Below are 17,813 nucleotides of genomic sequence, written 5' to 3'. Positions count from 1 at the left end.
CTCTACGGCAGGTGTGCGCCAGCTCACTCCGCTGGGACCGGCCGACCGGACGAACCCCGCTCCGCTGGTGAAGCACCCAGGTCGCACGGGGCGCGGGCCGCCACCGGCGGTTGAGCTGTCGCACGCCGCCCGGCGCTTCCCTGGCGACACGCGCCCCCCTGCTACCCGCCGAGAGCACTCCGAGCCGCCATGCCCCGGCTGGGCGCCCCCAAGACGCCTCGACCTCCCAGACCGGGCGCTCCGGGCCGGCCCGGCATACGGGCATACGGGCATACGGGCATACGGGCATACGGGCATACGGGCATACGGCAGCGGAGCACGACCACAGCCCCAGCTTCTTCAGCCGGGAGCACCCTCTGAGCCGATCCGACGCCCCCCGCCCGGGCCCCACCCGATCCAGCCCGACCCCCTGGCCGGGGCCCTACTCCGGCCGCACATGCACGATGTCCCCCGCCCCCACAGCCTCCCGCTCCCCCTCCGCCGTCACGATGACCAGCCGCCCGTCCCCGTCGATGGCCGTCGCCTCGCCGCGCAGGACCCGGTCGCCCGGGAGTTCCGCGCGGACCTGGCGGCCGAGGGTGGCGCAGCCGGCCGCGTAGGTGGCCTGGAGGCCGCTCGCGGTGGGGTCGCCGGAGGCCGCGCGCCAGCGGTCGTACCACTCCTCAAGTGAGCGCAGGACCGCGCGCAGCAGGGGGTCGCGGTCGGTGTTCGCGGCGCCGGCCAGGAGAAGGGAGCCCGCCTGGGGGACCGGCAGCTCGTCGGCGCGCAGGGTGACGTTGAGGCCGACGCCGATGACCACCCCGTCCGCACCGGCCCGCTCGGCGAGGATGCCGCCGGCCTTGCGCTCCTCGCCGCCGACGGTGACCAGGAGGTCGTTGGGCCACTTCAGGGCCGTGTCGACACCCGCCGTACGGGACAGCGCGGTGGCCACCGCGACCCCGGTGAGCAGCGGCAGCCAGCCCCACCGCTCCATCGGCACCTCGGCGGGCCGCAGCAGGACGGAGAAGAACAGCCCCGAGCGCGCCGGAGCCGTCCACCGCCGGTCGAGCCGCCCCCGCGCCGCCGTCTGCGCCTCGGCGACCAGCACCGCCCCCTCGTCCGCCTCCCCCGCGTTCGCCCGCGCGACCAGATCGGAGTTGGTCGACCCCGTACTCCGCACCACCTCGACCCCCGACCACAGCCCGCCCTCCCGCACCAGCGCCCGCCGCAACGCGGCGGCGTTCAGGGGCGGACGGTCCAGATCGGACCAACGGCTGTTCTCTGCTGCATCGCGGGGCGTCATGCAAGTAACCCTAGGTGTGGGAAAGACCGCACTGCCGACCCCCGGGCACCCCACTACGCTACGGATGACTTGACCGTCCCCCTTTTGAGCAGGCAGGGAGCCGCATCCCGATGTCCGAGCCGGAAGAGCGTCACGAGATCGACATTCACACGACCGCGGGGAAGCTCGCGGATCTCACGCGGCGGATCGATGAGGCGACGCACGCCGGGTCGGCGCGGGCCGTGGAGAAGCAGCACGCGAAGGGCAAGCTGACGGCTCGTGAGCGGGTGGAACTCCTGCTGGACGAGGGGTCGTTCGTGGAGCTGGACGAGTTCGCCCGGCACCGGTCGACCAATTTCGGGCTTGCGGCGAACCGGCCGTACGGCGACGGGGTCGTGACCGGGTACGGCACGGTGGACGGGCGTCCGGTGGCTGTGTTCTCGCAGGACTTCACCGTGTTCGGCGGGGCGCTCGGCGAGGTGTACGGGCAGAAGATCGTCAAGGTGATGGACTTCGCGCTCAAGACGGGCTGTCCCATCATCGGCATCAACGACTCCGGCGGCGCCCGCATCCAGGAGGGGGTCGCCTCGCTCGGGGCGTACGGCGAGATCTTCCGCCGCAACACGCACGCGTCCGGGGTGATTCCGCAGATCAGCCTGGTGGTCGGGCCCTGCGCCGGCGGTGCCGTCTACTCCCCCGCGATCACCGACTTCACCGTCATGGTCGACCGGACCAGCCACATGTTCATCACCGGGCCCGACGTGATCAAGACCGTCACCGGAGAGGACGTCGGCTTCGAGGAGCTGGGCGGCGCCCGTACGCACAACACCGCCTCCGGCGTGGCCCACCACATGGCGGGCGACGAGAAGGACGCGATCGAGTACATCAAGCAGCTGCTGTCCTACCTGCCGTCGAACAACCTCAGCGAGGCCCCGGTCTTCGCCGAGGAGGCCGACCTCGCCGTCACCGACGAGGACCGCGAGCTGGACACCCTGGTGCCGGACAGCGCGAACCAGCCGTACGACATGCACACGGTGCTCGAACACGTCCTGGACGACGGGGAGTTCTTCGAGACGCAGGCGCTGTTCGCGCCGAACATCCTCACCGGGTTCGGCCGGGTCGAGGGGCACCCGGTGGGGCTCGTCGCCAACCAGCCGATGCAGTTCGCGGGGTGCCTGGACATCAAGGCGAGCGAGAAGGCCGCCCGCTTCGTGCGCACCTGCGACGCCTTCAACATCCCCGTGCTCACCTTCGTGGACGTCCCCGGCTTCCTGCCCGGCGTCGGCCAGGAGCACGACGGCATCATCCGCCGGGGCGCGAAGCTGATCTACGCCTACGCCGAGGCCACCGTCCCGCTGATCACCGTCATCACCCGCAAGGCGTTCGGCGGGGCGTACGACGTGATGGGCTCCAAGCACCTGGGCGCCGACCTCAACCTCGCCTGGCCCACCGCGCAGATCGCGGTCATGGGCGCACAGGGCGCCGTCAACATCCTGCACCGCCGCACCATCGCGGAGGCGGAGGCGGCCGGCGAGGGCGAGGCCACGCGGGCGCGGCTGATCCAGGAGTACGAGGACACGCTGCTCAACCCGTACGTCGCGGCCGAGCGCGGCTACGTCGACGCGGTGATCATGCCGTCCGACACCCGCTCCCACATCGTGCGGGGTCTGCGTCAACTGCGTACGAAGCGGGAATCCCTGCCTCCGAAGAAGCACGGCAACATCCCCCTGTAGGACCGCCCAGCCGTAGACCGGGAGCCGTCATGAACATCAAGGTCGTACGAGGCAATCCGACCCCGGAGGAGCTGGCCGCCGCACTGGCGGTGGTCCGGGCCCGCGCCGTGGCGGCCGCCGAGGCGCCGTCCGGCGCGGCGGGCGTACGGGACGCGTGGTCCGACCCGGCCCGGATCGCGGACCGCCGGCTGCCGCGGCCGGGCCCGGCGTCCTGGGGCCGCACCTACTGGCCGGGCTGACCCGCGGGGCACGGCCGGGATGCGGAAGAGCCGCCTCAGCTGAGTACGCGTACTCAGGCGCCGGACCCGGCCGCCCCCGCACGCTGGGGAGCATGCTGTGGTCAGACCCCGATGACGAGCCGCCCGAGGAACTCCGCCGGATGGAGGAGAGACTCAGGCGGCTCGGCCTCTTCGTGGCCCTGGCGATGGTGCTGACGATGATCGTGATCGGCCTGAGGTGAGCCGCCCGGCGGCGCTACGCTGACGGCATGACCGACCAGCAGCGCCGCCGTCTCGTTCTCGCCTCCCAGTCCCCCGCCCGGCTGGGCCTGCTGCGGCAGGCCGGGCTCGCGCCGGAGGTGATCGTCAGCGGGGTCGACGAGGACGCCGTCACGGCGCCGACCCCGGCCGAGCTGGCGCTCGCGCTGGCCGAGGCGAAGGCGTCCGTGGTCGCGGCGAAGCCCGAGGTGCAAGGGGCGCTGGTGATCGGCTGCGACTCGGTGCTCGAACTGGACGGGCAGGCGCTCGGCAAGCCCGCCGACGCCGAGGAGGCCACCGCCCGCTGGAAGGCGATGCGCGGCCGGGCCGGGGTGCTCCAGACCGGCCACTGTGTGTGGGACACGACGGCGAAGCGGTACGTGTCCGCGACCGCCTCCACGGTGGTCCGCTTCGGCGAGCCCTCGGACGAGGAGATCGCCGCCTACGTCGCCTCGGGCGAGCCGCTGCACGTCGCCGGGGCGTTCACGCTGGACGGCCGTTCGGCGCCGTTCATCGAGGGCATCGACGGCGACCACGGCAACGTGATCGGCATCAGCCTGCCCCTGGTCCGCAAGCTCCTCGCCGAACTGGGCGTGGGCATCACGGAGTTGTGGGCGCCGTCCGAGTGAAGGGGGCGCGGCCCGGCTTGTCCTCGCTGCGGGGCGCCGGTATCCCGGCGGCTCGGGGCGCGGCCTCGGCAGCCGCCGTACCGTCGCCGCCCTTGCCGGGGGCGCCGCCGTCCACCGCCTGCGGTGCGGGCTCCGCGTCGTAGGTCATCAGGAGCAGGACGAGCAGGGCGAAGGCCACCATCAGGGTGATGAACACCGCCGGGTCCGTGAGGGCCAGGGCGGCGGCGCCCAGTACCGCGTTCACCACGGCGGCGCTGATCAGCAGGATGCGGCCGAACCCGGCCGGGGCGCGGTCGCGCACCGCGACCAGCAGGGAGACGAGCGCGCAGAGCGCGAAGTAGAGCCCGAAGACCACGCCGCCGGCCTTCGAGGACACGGACATCAGATCGGGGTCGACTCCGGCCAGCGACATGTGCTGGCGGTCGGCGATCATGCCGAGGAACCAGTTGAACGCCGCGATGACGCAGCCCTCGGCCAGCAGGACGAACGTCACGATCCATGCCACCGGTCTGCGCACCACCGGCCCCCACCCACTCTCGACCCGAGTCCGAACAGAACTGCTGTTACCCGAAGTACGTTCGGGTCAACCGCGAACGGTACATCCGGTCGCGGCCGGCCGGGAGGGGCCGGCGGAGGGTAAAGCGGAGGACAAGGGGCGGCCCGGCCGCAAAGAATCATTGGGCCATTCGTAGGGACTCCACAAAGAAACCGCGTGGCCCGCAGCACGCTTTCACAGAGACCTTGGCCACATGGCAGGGCTAGGGTTTTCCGGTGGAGTCCTGCGCACCCAGGTGCGACATGGGCTTTCGTGGAACGAGTGGGCCTCGCATCACGCTCCGTGTGGGCAAGCTCACCATTGGGGACGGGTCGTAGTGCCGTGTCGGCAGTCCCTAAACTCGGCTTGTTTCAAGGAGGGAGCCTCAATCGTGCGCAAGGTGCTCATCGCCAACCGTGGCGAAATCGCTGTCCGCGTAGCCCGGGCCTGCCGGGACGCCGGGATCGCGAGCGTGGCCGTATACGCCGACCCGGACCGGGACGCTCTGCACGTCCGGGCCGCGGATGAGGCGTTCGCCCTGGGCGGTGACACTCCGGCCACCAGTTACCTGGACATCGAGAAGGTCCTGAACGCCGCCCGGGAGTCCGGCGCGGACGCCATCCACCCGGGCTACGGCTTCCTCTCGGAGAACGCCGAGTTCGCGCAGGCCGTGCTGGACGCGGGCCTGATCTGGATCGGCCCGCCGCCGCAGGCGATCCGGGACCTGGGTGACAAGGTCGCCGCGCGGCACATCGCGCAGCGCGCCGGTGCCCCGCTGGTCGCCGGTACGCCGGACCCGGTCTCCGGGGCCGACGAGGTCGTGGCCTTCGCCAAGGAGCACGGCCTGCCGATCGCGATCAAGGCCGCCTTCGGCGGTGGCGGTCGCGGTCTGAAGGTCGCCCGCACCCTCGAAGAGGTGCCGGAGCTGTACGACTCGGCGGTCCGCGAGGCGGTCGCGGCCTTCGGCCGGGGCGAGTGCTTCGTCGAGCGCTACCTGGACCGTCCGCGGCACGTGGAGACCCAGTGCCTGGCCGACAAGCACGGCAACGTGGTCGTCGTCTCCACCCGTGACTGCTCGCTCCAGCGCCGGCACCAGAAGCTGGTGGAGGAGGCCCCCGCGCCGTTCCTCTCCAAGAAGCAGGTCGCGGAGCTGTACCGCGCGTCCAAGGCCATCCTCAAGGAGGCCCGGTACGAGGGCGCCGGCACCTGTGAGTTCCTGGTCGGCCAGGACGGCACGATCTCCTTCCTGGAGGTCAACACCCGGCTCCAGGTCGAGCACCCGGTGACCGAGGAAGTCGCGGGCATCGACCTGGTGCGCGAGATGTTCCGCATCGCCGACGGCGAGGAACTGGGCTACGACGACCCGAAGCTGCGCGGCCATTCCTTCGAGTTCCGCATCAACGGCGAGGACCCGGGCCGGGGCTTCCTCCCCGCCCCCGGTACGGTCACCCGCTTCGACGCGCCGTCCGGTCCCGGTGTCCGCCTGGACGCGGGCGTGGAGTCCGGCTCGGTCATCGGCCCGGCGTGGGACTCGCTGCTGGCCAAGCTGATCGTCACCGGCCGTACCCGCAAGGAGGCCCTGGAGCGGGCCGCCCGCGCGCTGGACGAGTTCCAGGTCGAGGGCATGGCCACGGCGATCCCGTTCCACCGCGTGGTCGTCCGCGACCCCGCCTTCGCCCCCGAGCTGACGGGCTCCGCGGACCCCTTCCAGGTCCACACCCGCTGGATCGAGACCGAGTTCGTCAACGACATCAAGCCCTTCACCGCCCCCGCCGACGCGGACGCGGACGAGGAGCTGGGCCGCGAGACGGTCGTGGTCGAGGTCGGCGGCAAGCGCCTTGAGGTCTCCCTCCCGTCCTCCCTCGGCATGTCCCTGGCCCGCACCGGCCTCGCCGCCGGCGCCAAGCCGAAGCGCCGCGCCGCCAAGAAGTCCGGCCCCGTCGCCTCCGGCGACACCCTCGCCTCCCCCATGCAGGGCACGATCGTCAAAATCGCGGTCGAGGAGGGCCAGGAGGTCAAGGAGGGCGACCTCGTAGTCGTCCTGGAGGCCATGAAGATGGAACAACCCCTCAACGCCCACCGCTCCGGCACCATCAAGGGCCTGACAGCCGAGGTCGGCGCGTCGATCACCTCGGGCGCATCCATCTGCGAAATCAAGGACTGACCAAGCGGCCCCCCCCCAGGACGCCCGGCCCCGGCCGGGCGTCCCCCGTTTCCCCCCAAAGGGGCGCGAGGAACTACGCGACCAGCCCAAACGGCCCCGCACAAGCAACTCAACCCAAGCCACCCCAAGGGGCGCGAGGAACTGCGCGACCGGCCACAACGAACCCGCACAGGCCCCTCAACGCAAGCCACCCCAAGGGGCGCGGGGAACTGCGCGATCAACCACCACGAACCCGCACAAGCAACTCAACGCAAGCCACCCCCAAGGGGCGCGGGGAACTGCGCGACCGGCCACAACGGCCCCACACACCCCCACACCGCACCCCCAACGGCACCCTACCTACGCCGCAAATCCGCGACGCGCCCCTCACTCATCCCAGCCGCCGACCGCAACGCAGCCGGCGGGATCTGAGCCCGACGAGGCCCGGGAAGAGGCCGTTGCCGGGGAGCCGCAGAGGCCCCCTCGGCCCCCGCCCCGCTCCCCCCACCCGCCCCGGCGACAACGATCTGCACCCCCTGATCGGCAAGAGCCTGCAGCTCCGTAGCCGCGCGATCATCGTGCGGAGGCGGATCATCGGTGACCAGACGGGTGATGAGCTCGGTCGGAACGGTCTGGAACATGGTGTCGGTGCCAAGCTTGGTGTGGTCCGCGAGGACCACGACCTCGGCGGCCGCCTGGACGAGCGCCCGGTCGACGGAGGACGACAGCATGTTGGACGTGGACAGCCCGCGCTCGGCGGTGAGCCCGCTCCCGGAGAGGAACGCCTTGGAGACGCGCAGCCCTTGGAGGGACTGCTCGGCCCCGGAGCCCACGAGGGCGTAGTTGGAGCCCCGCAGCGTGCCCCCGGTCATGACGACCTCCACCCGGTTGGCATGGGCCAACGCCTGGGCCACCAGCAGGGAGTTGGTGACCACGGTCAGCCCGGGCACCCGGGCCAGTCTGCGGGCCAGCTCCTGCGTGGTCGTACCGGCGCCGACCACGATGGCCTCGCCCTCTTCGACGAGTCCCGCCGCGGTATCGGCGATGGCCGTTTTCTCGGCGGTCGCGAGATGGGACTTCTGCGGGAAGCCGGACTCTCGCGTGAACCCGCCCGGCAACACCGCACCGCCGTGCCGGCGGTCGAGGAGTCCTTCTGCCTCCAGCGCGCGCACGTCCCGCCGTACGGTCACTTCGGAGGTCTGGACGACACGGGCGAGTTCACGGAGCGACACGGCCCCGTTCGCTCGCACCATTTCGAGGATCAATTGACGACGTTCTGCAGCGAACACGAAACTGACAGTAACCCCAACGACCGTCTGCTTTCAGCAGTTTGCGCCGAATAGCAGAAGTTGTTCGCAGTGTGGTGCCCGAGGTGGTATAGGAACCACCGCGTACTGCCGTACACCGCAGTGCCGCCGGAAACACGAGAACTCCCCGCGCCCGGCGGGGAGTTCGGTGTTCGGCGAAGAGCGAAGGAGCGGAAAGACCCGCTCAGCCCTCCACGCCCGCCTTCCGCGTGTGCAGCTGCCGCGCCACCTCCGCGATCGAGCCCGACAGGGACGGGTAGACCGTGAACGCCTTCGCGATCTGTTCGACCGTCAGGTTGTTGTCCACGGCGATCGAGATCGGGTGGATGAGTTCCGAGGCGCGCGGCGCGACGACCACACCGCCGACGACGATCCCCGTGCCCGGACGGCAGAAGATCTTGACGAAGCCGTCCCGGATGCCCTGCATCTTGGCGCGCGGGTTGCGCAGCAGCGGCAGCTTGACCACGCGCGCGTCGATCTTGCCCGCGTCCACGTCGGCCTGGGTGTAGCCGACGGTGGCGATCTCGGGGTCGGTGAAGACGTTCGAGGAGACCGTCTTGAGGTTCAGCGGGGCCACCGAGTCGCCGAGGAAGTGGTACATCGCGATACGGCCCTGCATCGCGGCCACCGAGGCGAGCGCGAAGACACCGGTGACGTCACCGGCGGCGTACACGCCCGGCGCGGTCGTACGCGACACCCGGTCGGTCCAGATGTGGCCCGACTCGCGCAGCTTGACGCCGGCCTCCTCCAGGCCGAGCCCGGCGCTGTTGGGGATCGCGCCGACCGCCATCAGACAGTGCGTACCGGTGATGACGCGGCCGTCCGCGAGCGTGACCTCGACCCGGTCGCCGACCCGCTTGGCGGACTGGGCGCGGGAGCGGGCCATGACGTTCATGCCCCGGCGGCGGAAGACGTCCTCCAGGACGGCGGCGGCGTCCGGGTCCTCGCCGGGCAGCACGCGGTCGCGGGAGGAGACGAGGGTGACCTTGGAGCCGAGCGCCTGGTACGCGCCGGCGAACTCGGCACCGGTGACGCCGGAGCCGACCACGATCAGCTCTTCGGGCAGCTCGTCGAGGTCGTAGACCTGGGTCCAGTTCAGGATGCGCTCGCCGTCGGGCTGCGCGTCGGGGACCTCGCGGGGGTGGCCGCCGGTCGCGATGAGGACGGCGTCGGCGGTGAGGGTCTCCTCGGAGCCGTCGGCGGCGGTGACGACGACCTTGCGGGAGCCGTCGAGCGCCTGCATGCCCTCCAGGCGGCCCCGGCCGCGCATGACGCGGGCGCCGGCGCGCGTGACGGAGGCGGTGATGTCGTGCGACTGGGCGAGCGCGAGCCGCTTCACCCGGCGGTTGACCTTGCCGAGGTCCACGCCGACGACGCGGGCGGCCTGCTCGATGTGCGGGGTGTCGTCGGCGACGATGATCCCCAGCTCCTCGTAGGAGGAGTCGAACGTGGTCATCACCTCCGCCGTGGCGATGAGCGTCTTCGACGGTACGCAGTCGGTCAGCACCGACGCCCCGCCCAGACCGTCGCAGTCCACGACGGTCACCTCCGCGCCGAGCTGCGCCGCCGTCAGCGCCGCCTCGTACCCGCCGGGTCCACCACCGATGATCACGATCCGAGTCACGTACCCCATTCTCCCGCACGCGGGTCTCCGACGGTTCGGCGGGGGCGAGATGTCTCCGACGGTTCGACGGGGACGGCACGGGAAGTCTCCGACGGCTCGACGGGAGCGGCACGGGAAGTGCCCCAGGGATCGACGGGAGCGGCACGGGAAGTGTCCGACGGCTCGGCGGGGCACCCACCGGGACGTACGGGCGGCTCGAAGGGCTACGCGCCGCGTCTACGACGACTCGGCCGGGGCAGGGGCCCGGTGTCCCAACGGATCTACGGGGGGCATGCGCCCGGCTTACCGAGACCTGGCAGGGTCGCCCGCCGGTACATCCGGGCAGTTCAGAGGGCCACTCGCCGCGTCTACGACGGCTCGGTGGGGGCACGAGGCCGGTGTCCCGACAGGTCGGCAGGGGCATGCGCCGGGCTTCCCGAGAGCCGACAGGGGAGCCCGCCGGGGCGCCTGGCCGGCTCGGAGGGCCGCGCGCCGCGTCTCCGACGGATCGGTCGGGGCAGGGAGCCGGTGCCCCGACCGGATCGACGGGGGCATGCGCCCGGCTTTCCGAGGCCCGGCAGGGGTATCCGCCGCGACGTCCAGGCAGCTCGGAGCGCCGCGTCTACGACGGAGCGGTGGAGGCAGGGGCCCGGTGTCCCGACCGGATCGACGGGGCAGGGGCCCGGCTTCCCCAAGCCCAGCGGGGGCGCACGCCGGGGCATCCGGGCGGCTCGGAAGACCGCCGCGTCTCCGACGGTTCGGCCGGGGCTCGGGGCCGGTGTCCCGGCTGGTCGGCATAGGCCGACTACCCGACCACCCCGCCTCCCGGCGAATCCGCAGCGGTGCACACCGGGCGTTCCCGGCGGGTCGTAGGGCCACGCACCGCGTCTCCGACGGATCGGCGGGGGCCGGCGGCCGGTCTTCCGGCGATTCGGGGAGGGCATGCGTCCGGCTTGCCGAGGTCCGACAGGTGGGGGTACCGGCATCCCGGAGCCCGGCAGGGAGGGGCACCACACCGGGGGCCGGCCCCGGCACCCGGAAGGAACGCGCCCCGAGCCGTCCCGGCTGCCCGAAGGGGCACACGCCGACTCCCCCCAGTGACCATGGAGCGGTACCCCTCCGGCTTCAGGAGCCCCCCTCACCCCTGCCGTACCCTCTGTCCATGTCGCTCTACGCCGCCTACGCCGGCAACCTCGACGCGCGGCTGATGTCGCGCCGCGCCCCGCATTCACCGCTGCGCGCGACCGGCTGGCTGAACGGCTGGCGGCTGACCTTCGGCGGGGAGCAGCTCGGGTGGGAGGGCGCGCTGGCGACGCTGGTGGAGGAGCCCGGGGCGCAGGTCTTCGTCGGGCTGTACGACATCGCGCCGATGGACGAGGAGTCGCTGGACCGCTGGGAGGGCGTAGGCCTCGGCGTCTACCGGCGCCTGAAGGTCCGCGTACACACCCTGGACGGCGAGGAGCCCGCCTGGGTGTACGTCCTCAACGGCTACGAGGGCGGTCTCCCCTCCGCCCGCTACCTCGGCGAACTCGCAGACGCCGCCGAGTCCGCAGGCGCCCCGCACGACTACGTGATGGAACTGCGCAAGCGCCCCTGCTGAGCCGCGCCAAGAGCCCCGCCCCAAGCCGCCGCCCGAGGGACCCCCGCCCCTTCACCAACGGTTTGCCCACCCTTCCCCGAAATCTCCCTGACAACGATCGCATTCCCGTGAGCCCCGTCATCTACGCGCGTAGGCGAAGACCGGCTACCCTCGTGCCGTGAACGCATCTCTCCTTCCGGACGACCCCCACGCCGCCGCCGACGCCGCCGCCGCGCGCCTGCGCGAACTCACGGGTGCCGAGACCCACGACGTCGCCCTCGTGATGGGCTCCGGCTGGGCCCCGGCCGTGGACGCGCTGGGCGCGCCCGACGCCGAGTTCGCGGTGACCGAGCTGCCCGGCTTCCCGCCGCCCGCCGTCGAGGGCCACGGCGGCAAGATCCGCTCGTACACCTTCGGGGCCAAGCGCGCCCTGGTGTTCCTGGGCCGTACGCACTACTACGAGGGCCGTGGCGTCGCCGCCGTCGCGCACGGTGTGCGTACCGCCGTCGCCGCCGGCTGCAAGACCATCGTGCTGACCAACGGCTGCGGCGGTCTGCGCGAGGGCATGCGCCCCGGCCAGCCGGTGCTGATCAGCGACCACCTGAACCTGACGGCCACCTCCCCGATCGTCGGCGCCAACTTCGTCGACCTCACGGACCTGTACTCGCCGCGCCTGCGCGCCCTGTGCAAGGAGATCGACCCCTCCCTGGAGGAGGGCGTCTACGCGCAGTTCCCCGGCCCGCACTACGAGACCCCGGCCGAGATCCGCATGGCTCGTACCATCGGCGCCGACCTGGTCGGCATGTCCACGGTGCTGGAGGCCATCGCCGCACGCGAGGCCGGCGCCGAGGTGCTCGGCATCTCCCTGGTCACCAACCTCGCCGCGGGCATGACCGGCGAGCCCCTGAACCACGAGGAGGTCCTCCAGGCGGGCCGCGACTCGGCGGCGCACATGGGCGAGCTGCTGGGACAGGTGCTGAACCGGCTGTAGCAACGGCCCGCAGCGGACAGATCGAGAGAGAGGTTCACCCGAGGTGCAGGACGTGCAGGACGACGTGCAGGACGAACTCATCGCGCGGGCCCGGGCGTGGCTGGCCGAGGACCCCGACCCCGAGACCCGCGCGGAACTGGCCGCGCTCCTCGACGCCGGGGACACCGACGAGCTGGCGGCGCGCTTCAGCGGCACCCTCCAGTTCGGTACGGCCGGACTGCGCGGCGAGCTGGGCGCGGGCCCGATGCGGATGAACCGCGCGGTCGTGATCCGCGCCGCCGCCGGTCTCGCCGCGTACCTCAAGGCGAAGGGGCAGCCGGACGGCCTGGTCGTCATCGGCTACGACGCCCGGCACAAGTCGGCCGACTTCGCGCGGGACACCGCCGCCGTGATCACCGGCGCCGGACTGCGCGCGGCCGTACTGCCCCGTCCGCTGCCCACCCCCGTCCTCGCGTACGCCATACGGCACCTCGGCGCGGCCGCGGGCGTGGAGGTCACCGCGAGCCACAACCCGCCCCGGGACAACGGCTACAAGGTGTACCTCGGCGACGGCTCCCAGATCGTCCCGCCCGCCGACGCGGAGATCGCGGCGGAGATCGACGCGGTGGCGGCGCTCGCCGGCGTACCGCGCCCGGAGTCCGGCTGGGAGATCCTCGGCGACGAGGTCCTGGACGCGTATCTGGCCCGTACGGACGCGGTCCTCGCGAAGGACTCGGCGCGTACGGCCCGTACCGTCTACACGGCGATGCACGGCGTCGGCAAGGACGTGCTGCTCGCGGCGTTCGCGCGGGCGGGCTTCCCGGAGCCGGTGCTGGTGGCCGAACAGGCCGAGCCCGACCCGGACTTCCCCACCGTGGCCTTCCCCAACCCGGAGGAGCCCGGCGCGATGGACCTCGCCTTCGCGGCGGCCCGCGCGACGGACCCCGACCTCGTGATCGCCAACGACCCCGACGCCGACCGGTGTGCGGTGGCCGTGCGCGACGGCGCCGGCTGGCGCATGCTGCGCGGCGACGAGGTGGGCGCGCTGCTCGCCGAGCACCTGGTGCGCCGGGGTGCGCGGGGCACGTTCGCGGAGTCCATCGTCTCGTCCTCGCTGCTGGGCCGGATCGCGGAGCGGGCCGGTGTCCCCTACGAGGAGACCCTTACGGGCTTCAAGTGGATCGCCCGCGTGGAGGGCCTGCGCTTCGGGTACGAGGAGGCGCTCGGCTACTGCGTCGACCCCGAGGGCGTACGCGACAAGGACGGCATCACGGCCGCGCTGCTGATCACCGAGCTGGCGTCGGAGCTGAAGGAACAGGGCCGGACCCTGACCGACCTCCTGGACGACATCGCGGTGACGTACGGACTGCACGCCACCGACCAGCTCTCGGTCCGTGTGGAGGACCTGTCGGTCATCGCGGACGCGATGCGCCGCCTGCGCGAGCACCCGCCGACGCGGCTCGCGGGCCTGCCGGTCACCTCGGCGGAGGACCTCACCCGGGGCACGGCCACCCTCCCGCCCACGGACGGCCTCCGCTACACCCTGGACGGCGCCCGCGTCATCGTCCGCCCCAGCGGCACCGAACCCAAGCTCAAGTGCTACCTGGAGGTCGTCCTCCCGGTCCCCACCCACCGCGACCTCCCGTCGGCCCGTGCGAAGGCGACAGACCTCCTGACAGCGATCAAGCGAGACCTGTCGGAGGCAGCGGGCATCTGACCCCGCCGGTACGACACCGAGGGCCCGTCTCCTTGAGGAGGCGGGCCCTCGTCAAATACGAGGTGAATTCGCCGGGTTGCCACAGGACAGGCGGCTACAACCCCACGACGGAGACCTCGTCCAGGGCCTGTTCCTCGTCAGCCACGAGATCGACGGCACGGCCGAGTGGCAGATCCGGGACGGCCGGCTCTTCGTCACTCCGGCGGACGCCAGGTACCGGTACCTCGACACGTAGCGGGGCGGGGAGCGACCCGCACCCGGCCCGGCCCCGCCCGCGCTCGCCGGCCGCCGTGTCGGTGGTGACGGCTAGGGTGCGCTGTCGTGGACGCTGATGATCTCGACTACCGGGCCCGGACGTTGACGGGCTGCATACCTCCGCCGCTGGTGGCGCGGCTTGTCGAACTCGGGCATGAGCGGGAGGTGGAGTTCCAGGCCGGCCGGGGTGAGTGGTTCTGCGCGCTGGAGTGGGCGCGGCTGCTCGGGCACCGGGGGCGGCGCGAGCAGGCGTTGGAGGTGCTCGCGCCGTACGTCGCCACGAACTGGTGGCCGGCGGCGCGGGCCCGGGCGGAGCTGCTGGAGGGCTGGGGCCGGGCGGCGGAGGCGATCGCGCTGTCCCGCCCGTACGCGGAGGCCGGTGACCGGCTCGCGCTGGACTTCTTCGCGCGCCTGCTGGCCCGCCACGGCCGTGGCGGCGAGGCGTTCGCGCTGCTGCGCGACGGGATCGAGGACTGGTTCCTCGCCCAGTGCCTGGTGGACGTCGCCGAAGCGGCGGGCATGGACGAGGAGGCGGCGGCCCTGCTGGAGGCCCGGATCGCGGCGGCGGTCCCCGCCTGCGACGACCCCGGCTGCGACCGCCTCCGGAGGGAGCCGTCCAACGCGGTCGGCCTGCTCGCCACGGTCAGGGAGCGCCAGGGCCGGACCGAGGAGGCGATCGCCCTGCTGCGCACCCGCGAGGTCACTTCCGTCAACGACCGTGACCAGCTGGCCGACCTGCTGGCCAGGCACGGCCGGATCACGGAACTGCGCGCGTACGCGGCGTCCGAGCACCACGGGCACGCCGTGCGATGCCTTGCCGAGGTGCTGGAGGAACGCGGCGACGTGGAAGGCGCGATCGCCGCCTACCGCGCGTACGCTGCCACGCCGGACGGAATGTGGCACGCGGCCGTCCCGCTGTCCGAGCTCCTGGTCCGGCACGGGCGGGCCGGCGAGGCGATCGAGGTGCTGCGCGCGCTCGCCGAACGGCCGGGCGGCGCGGAGGACTGGGTGGTCCACACCCTGTGCACCCTGTACACCGAACACGGCCTGGCGCAGGACGGCCTGGCCTTCCTCGACGCCCTCAGAGCTCGCCATGGCGGCGCGGAGGACTGGGAATTCTTCCGGCTGAGGCTCCCGCTCATGGCCGACCGCGGCCGGCTCGACGAAGCGGTCGAGCAGACGCGGGCTCACCCCGAGGGCGACACCTGGTACGCGGCCTGGGCCCTGTCCGAGCTGCTCGCCGGGGCCGGCCGCACCGAGGAAGCCGTAGCGGTCCTCGAACAGCACCCGGCGTTCAACGGCTCTCTCCGTGCCGGGCACCTCATCGGCCTCGGCCGCGTCGCGGAAGCCGTACGAGTCCTCCAGCAGCCGGGGCCCACACCGGCCGCACCCGCCTGGAGCGGCGCCCACTCCACCGAACCACCGTTCTGACGGGCGGCCGGGAGCCGGACACCGACGCGGTCAGGCCGCCCCGCTCGCCCGGAAGCGCCCGAGCAGCTCGCGGGCCGGACCGCTGCCGGCGTCGAAGCCGTGAATCCCCGTCCGGCCGGCGGGAACGGCCGGGCCCCGGAGGCGGGCGCCGTGGCAGAAGGCCATCCGGTAGCGGGAACCCTCGCCGCCGTGGACGTCGATGCCCCAGCCCGGGAAGAAGCAGCGCTGGAGGCCGCCGGGCGGAGGGCGCGGATCAGGGCGAGTGCGCTGTCGTCCTCCCAGAGGGCGACGAGGTCACCGGTGAGGCCGTCCGCGCGGGACTGCCAGCGGGTCGGTGATGCGGACGACCTCGATCTGTACGGGCGCCTCGGCCGGGAGCCACATGCCGCGGAGGTCAGCCCGTCGCCAGCAGCACCGCGAGCGCGACCGCCCCCACCAGCACCGGCCCCAGGATCTCGTACGCCCAGCGGACCGCGACCTCGCCGCCGGCGGTGCCCTTGTGGTCCTCGTGGAGTTCGCGGAGGTCGCTCATGACGCTGTCGGTCGCGGCGCGGGCGGGCTCGTCCGGGGTGGGCCCGGAGCCGCCGACGCGCGGCCCGGCGAAGGCGGCGAGGAAGCCGTTGGTGCGCCGGCCGGTCCCGGCGGCCGAGGCGGCGGCCTGGGTCTGCCGGCGGGCGGCGCGCTTGCGGGCGCGCAGGGAGACCGGGATCGCCCAGAGCTGGTACTTGGCGCCGGAGCCGGTGAAGACCTCGTTGGAGTAGCTGGAGCGCAGCCCCGAGACCTGCCCCCAGGGCAGGGTGATCACGCGGAAGGGGTTGCGCACCCGCAGCCGGTGCTCGTTCACGAACACGGCGGGCCGCAGCGTGAAGGCGATCACGAGCGGCAGCACCAGCGCCATCGCGGCGAGCGCGAGCCAGGGGGTGCGCCCCGCACCGCGCAGCAGCGCGTCGACGCCCAGCCAGCCGATGAGCGCGCACAGCAGAACCCCGCCGGCGATACCCATCGGCGAACGGTGCACCCGGTCCGAGGGGGCGGGCGCCGGGGGCGCGGTCTGCTGCTGCGGGCTCGTCATGGCCCCGATTCTGCACGACATGTCCGCCTCGCCCGCGACCGGTGCCGAAACCGGCGCCCAACCGTGATCTGCACCGGGGTCTTTACGTCCCGCTCCGGGGGTATACAGCCGCTACGCGCGTAGATATGCTCGTCTGGTGACCATGCCCACCACATCTGCTCCCGCGACAGCTTTCGCCGACGTCACCGCGTCCGACAGCACGCTGCGCCGCTTCCTCCACGGGCTGCCCGGCGTCGACGCGGTCGGCCTGGAGGCGCGCGCCGCCGCCCTCGGCACCCGATCCATCAAGACCACCGCGAAGGCGTACGCCATCGACCTCGCCATCTCGATGGTCGACCTGACGACGCTGGAAGGCGCGGACACCCCCGGCAAGGTCCGGGCGCTCGGCGCCAAGGCGGTCCATCCGGACCCGACGGACCGGACGGCCCCGGCGACCGCCGCCGTCTGCGTCTATCCCGACATGGTGGCCGTCGCCAAGGAGGCCGTCGCCGGGTCCGGCGTCAAGGTCGCCTCGGTCGCCACCGCCTTCCCGGCCGGCCGCGCCGCGCTCCCCGTGAAGCTGGCCGACGTGCGTGACGCCGTCGCCGCGGGCGCCGACGAAATCGACATGGTCATCGACCGGGGCGCGTTCCTCGCGGGCGATTACCTGAAGGTCCACGACGAGATCACCGCCGTGAAGGAGGCCTGCGGGACCAGCGCCCGGCTGAAGGTCATCTTCGAGACCGGCGAGCTGTCCACGTACGACAACATCCGCCGCGCCAGCTGGCTCGGCATGATGGCGGGCGCGGACTTCATCAAGACCTCCACCGGCAAGGTGGCCGTCAACGCCACCCCCGCCAACACCCTGCTCATGCTGGAGGCGGTGCGCGACTTCCGCGCCCAGACCGGCGTGCAGGTCGGCGTGAAGCCCGCGGGCGGCATCAGGACGACCAAGGACGCGATCAAGTTCCTCGTCCTGGTCAACGAGACCGCGGGCGAGGACTGGCTGGACAACCACTGGTTCCGCTTCGGCGCCTCCTCGCTCCTGAACGACCTGCTGATGCAGCGTCAGAAGCTGGCCACCGGCCGCTACTCCGGCCCCGACTACGTGACGGTGGACTGA

General features: G+C 72.5%; 16 protein-coding genes. 11 read left to right on the top strand and 5 right to left on the bottom strand.

All coding sequences use genetic code 11. The features are described from left to right. Positions 1-421: 421 nt before the first annotated feature. Positions 422-1,282: a biotin--[acetyl-CoA-carboxylase] ligase gene (locus tag AB0898_RS08695; protein ID WP_366802104.1), complete on the bottom strand. Its 861-nt coding sequence runs from the start codon at positions 1,280-1,282 to the stop codon at positions 422-424. A gap of 110 nt (positions 1,283-1,392) precedes the next feature. Here AB0898_RS08695 and AB0898_RS08690 point away from each other — a divergent pair, with 110 nt between their 5' ends. The 4 genes from AB0898_RS08690 to AB0898_RS08675 all read left to right on the top strand — a co-directional run bounded on the left by AB0898_RS08690 (position 1,393) and on the right by AB0898_RS08675 (position 4,099). Then, entirely contained in the window at positions 1,393-2,994 is a 1,602-nt protein-coding gene (locus AB0898_RS08690) for an acyl-CoA carboxylase subunit beta (protein WP_366802103.1), read from the top strand. Between the two features lie 29 nt (positions 2,995-3,023). Further along, entirely contained in the window at positions 3,024-3,233 is a 210-nt protein-coding gene (locus tag AB0898_RS08685; RefSeq protein ID WP_366802101.1) for an acyl-CoA carboxylase epsilon subunit, read from the top strand. A 92-nt stretch (positions 3,234-3,325) separates the two neighbouring features. Continuing rightward, positions 3,326-3,454, top strand: a complete 129-nt coding sequence (gene mmpB / locus AB0898_RS08680) for a morphogenic membrane protein MmpB (protein WP_366802100.1) — start codon at positions 3,326-3,328, stop codon at positions 3,452-3,454. Between the two features lie 27 nt (positions 3,455-3,481). After that, positions 3,482-4,099, top strand: a complete 618-nt coding sequence (locus AB0898_RS08675; protein WP_361776264.1) for a nucleoside triphosphate pyrophosphatase — start codon at positions 3,482-3,484, stop codon at positions 4,097-4,099. Here the strand turns inward: AB0898_RS08675 and AB0898_RS08670 are convergent. Further along, positions 4,071-4,604: a hypothetical protein gene (locus tag AB0898_RS08670; protein WP_366802099.1), complete on the bottom strand. Its 534-nt coding sequence runs from the start codon at positions 4,602-4,604 to the stop codon at positions 4,071-4,073. The genes AB0898_RS08675 and AB0898_RS08670 overlap by 29 nt on opposite strands. A 421-nt stretch (positions 4,605-5,025) precedes the next feature. Between AB0898_RS08670 and AB0898_RS08665 the strand changes: the two genes are divergently transcribed. After that, positions 5,026-6,798 (top strand): biotin carboxylase N-terminal domain-containing protein, encoded by a 1,773-nt coding sequence (locus tag AB0898_RS08665; protein WP_366802098.1) that lies wholly within the window; start codon positions 5,026-5,028, stop codon positions 6,796-6,798. Positions 6,799-7,133: 335 nt separating this feature from the next. Here AB0898_RS08665 and AB0898_RS08660 read toward each other — a convergent pair whose 3' ends face one another. Both AB0898_RS08660 and AB0898_RS08655 read right to left on the bottom strand, forming a co-directional pair. Next, a complete protein-coding gene (locus tag AB0898_RS08660; protein ID WP_366802097.1) occupies positions 7,134-8,066 on the bottom strand; it encodes a DeoR/GlpR family DNA-binding transcription regulator in 933 nt (310 codons plus the stop codon). Between the two features lie 202 nt (positions 8,067-8,268). Next, positions 8,269-9,717, bottom strand: a complete 1,449-nt coding sequence (locus tag AB0898_RS08655; protein WP_366802095.1) for an NAD(P)H-quinone dehydrogenase — start codon at positions 9,715-9,717, stop codon at positions 8,269-8,271. Between the two features lie 1,132 nt (positions 9,718-10,849). Here AB0898_RS08655 and AB0898_RS08650 point away from each other — a divergent pair. The 5 genes from AB0898_RS08650 to AB0898_RS08630 all read left to right on the top strand — a co-directional run bounded on the left by AB0898_RS08650 (position 10,850) and on the right by AB0898_RS08630 (position 15,639). Then, complete coding sequence (locus AB0898_RS08650; protein ID WP_366802094.1) at positions 10,850-11,287, top strand: gamma-glutamylcyclotransferase; 438 nt, start codon at positions 10,850-10,852, stop codon at positions 11,285-11,287. A 157-nt stretch (positions 11,288-11,444) separates the two neighbouring features. Beyond that, complete coding sequence (locus AB0898_RS08645; RefSeq protein ID WP_199587853.1) at positions 11,445-12,257, top strand: purine-nucleoside phosphorylase; 813 nt, start codon at positions 11,445-11,447, stop codon at positions 12,255-12,257. 64 nt (positions 12,258-12,321) lie between these two features. Further along, positions 12,322-13,953: a phospho-sugar mutase gene (locus tag AB0898_RS08640; RefSeq protein WP_407078308.1), complete on the top strand. Its 1,632-nt coding sequence runs from the start codon at positions 12,322-12,324 to the stop codon at positions 13,951-13,953. A gap of 76 nt (positions 13,954-14,029) precedes the next feature. Further along, the gene (locus AB0898_RS08635) at positions 14,030-14,188 is read left to right on the top strand and encodes a hypothetical protein (RefSeq protein ID WP_366802093.1); all 159 of its coding nucleotides are present in this window, start codon (positions 14,030-14,032) and stop codon (positions 14,186-14,188) included. A gap of 86 nt (positions 14,189-14,274) precedes the next feature. Next, complete coding sequence (locus AB0898_RS08630; RefSeq protein ID WP_366802092.1) at positions 14,275-15,639, top strand: hypothetical protein; 1,365 nt, start codon at positions 14,275-14,277, stop codon at positions 15,637-15,639. 394 nt (positions 15,640-16,033) lie between these two features. On the opposite strand, the gene AB0898_RS08625 is transcribed toward AB0898_RS08630, so the two are convergent. Next, positions 16,034-16,711, bottom strand: coding sequence for a PH domain-containing protein (locus AB0898_RS08625; RefSeq protein ID WP_366802091.1), 678 nt, complete (start codon positions 16,709-16,711; stop codon positions 16,034-16,036). A 136-nt stretch (positions 16,712-16,847) separates the two neighbouring features. On the opposite strand from AB0898_RS08625, the gene deoC reads away from it, so the two are divergent. Continuing rightward, positions 16,848-17,813, top strand: coding sequence for a deoxyribose-phosphate aldolase (gene deoC / locus AB0898_RS08620; RefSeq protein WP_407078304.1), 966 nt, complete (start codon positions 16,848-16,850; stop codon positions 17,811-17,813).

The sequence above is a fragment of the Streptomyces sp. NPDC005435 genome, from assembly GCF_040703155.1.
Classification (GTDB): Bacteria; Actinomycetota; Actinomycetes; order Streptomycetales; family Streptomycetaceae; genus Streptomyces.
This window is presented reverse-complemented; position numbering and strand designations above follow the sequence as displayed.

Bases quoted from the DNA above. Each gene is read 5' to 3' on its own strand.
- AB0898_RS08695 (WP_366802104.1), bottom strand. From the start codon at position 1,282: ATGACGCCCCGCGATGCAGCAGAGAACAGCCGTTGGTCCGATCTGGAC.
- AB0898_RS08690 (WP_366802103.1), top strand. From the start codon at position 1,393: ATGTCCGAGCCGGAAGAGCGTCACGAGATCGACATTCACACGACCGCG.
- AB0898_RS08685 (WP_366802101.1), top strand. From the start codon at position 3,024: ATGAACATCAAGGTCGTACGAGGCAATCCGACCCCGGAGGAGCTGGCC.
- mmpB (WP_366802100.1), top strand. From the start codon at position 3,326: ATGCTGTGGTCAGACCCCGATGACGAGCCGCCCGAGGAACTCCGCCGG.
- AB0898_RS08675 (WP_361776264.1), top strand. From the start codon at position 3,482: ATGACCGACCAGCAGCGCCGCCGTCTCGTTCTCGCCTCCCAGTCCCCC.
- AB0898_RS08655 (WP_366802095.1), bottom strand. From the start codon at position 9,717: ATGGGGTACGTGACTCGGATCGTGATCATCGGTGGTGGACCCGGCGGG.
- AB0898_RS08650 (WP_366802094.1), top strand. From the start codon at position 10,850: ATGTCGCTCTACGCCGCCTACGCCGGCAACCTCGACGCGCGGCTGATG.
- AB0898_RS08625 (WP_366802091.1), bottom strand. From the start codon at position 16,711: ATGACGAGCCCGCAGCAGCAGACCGCGCCCCCGGCGCCCGCCCCCTCG.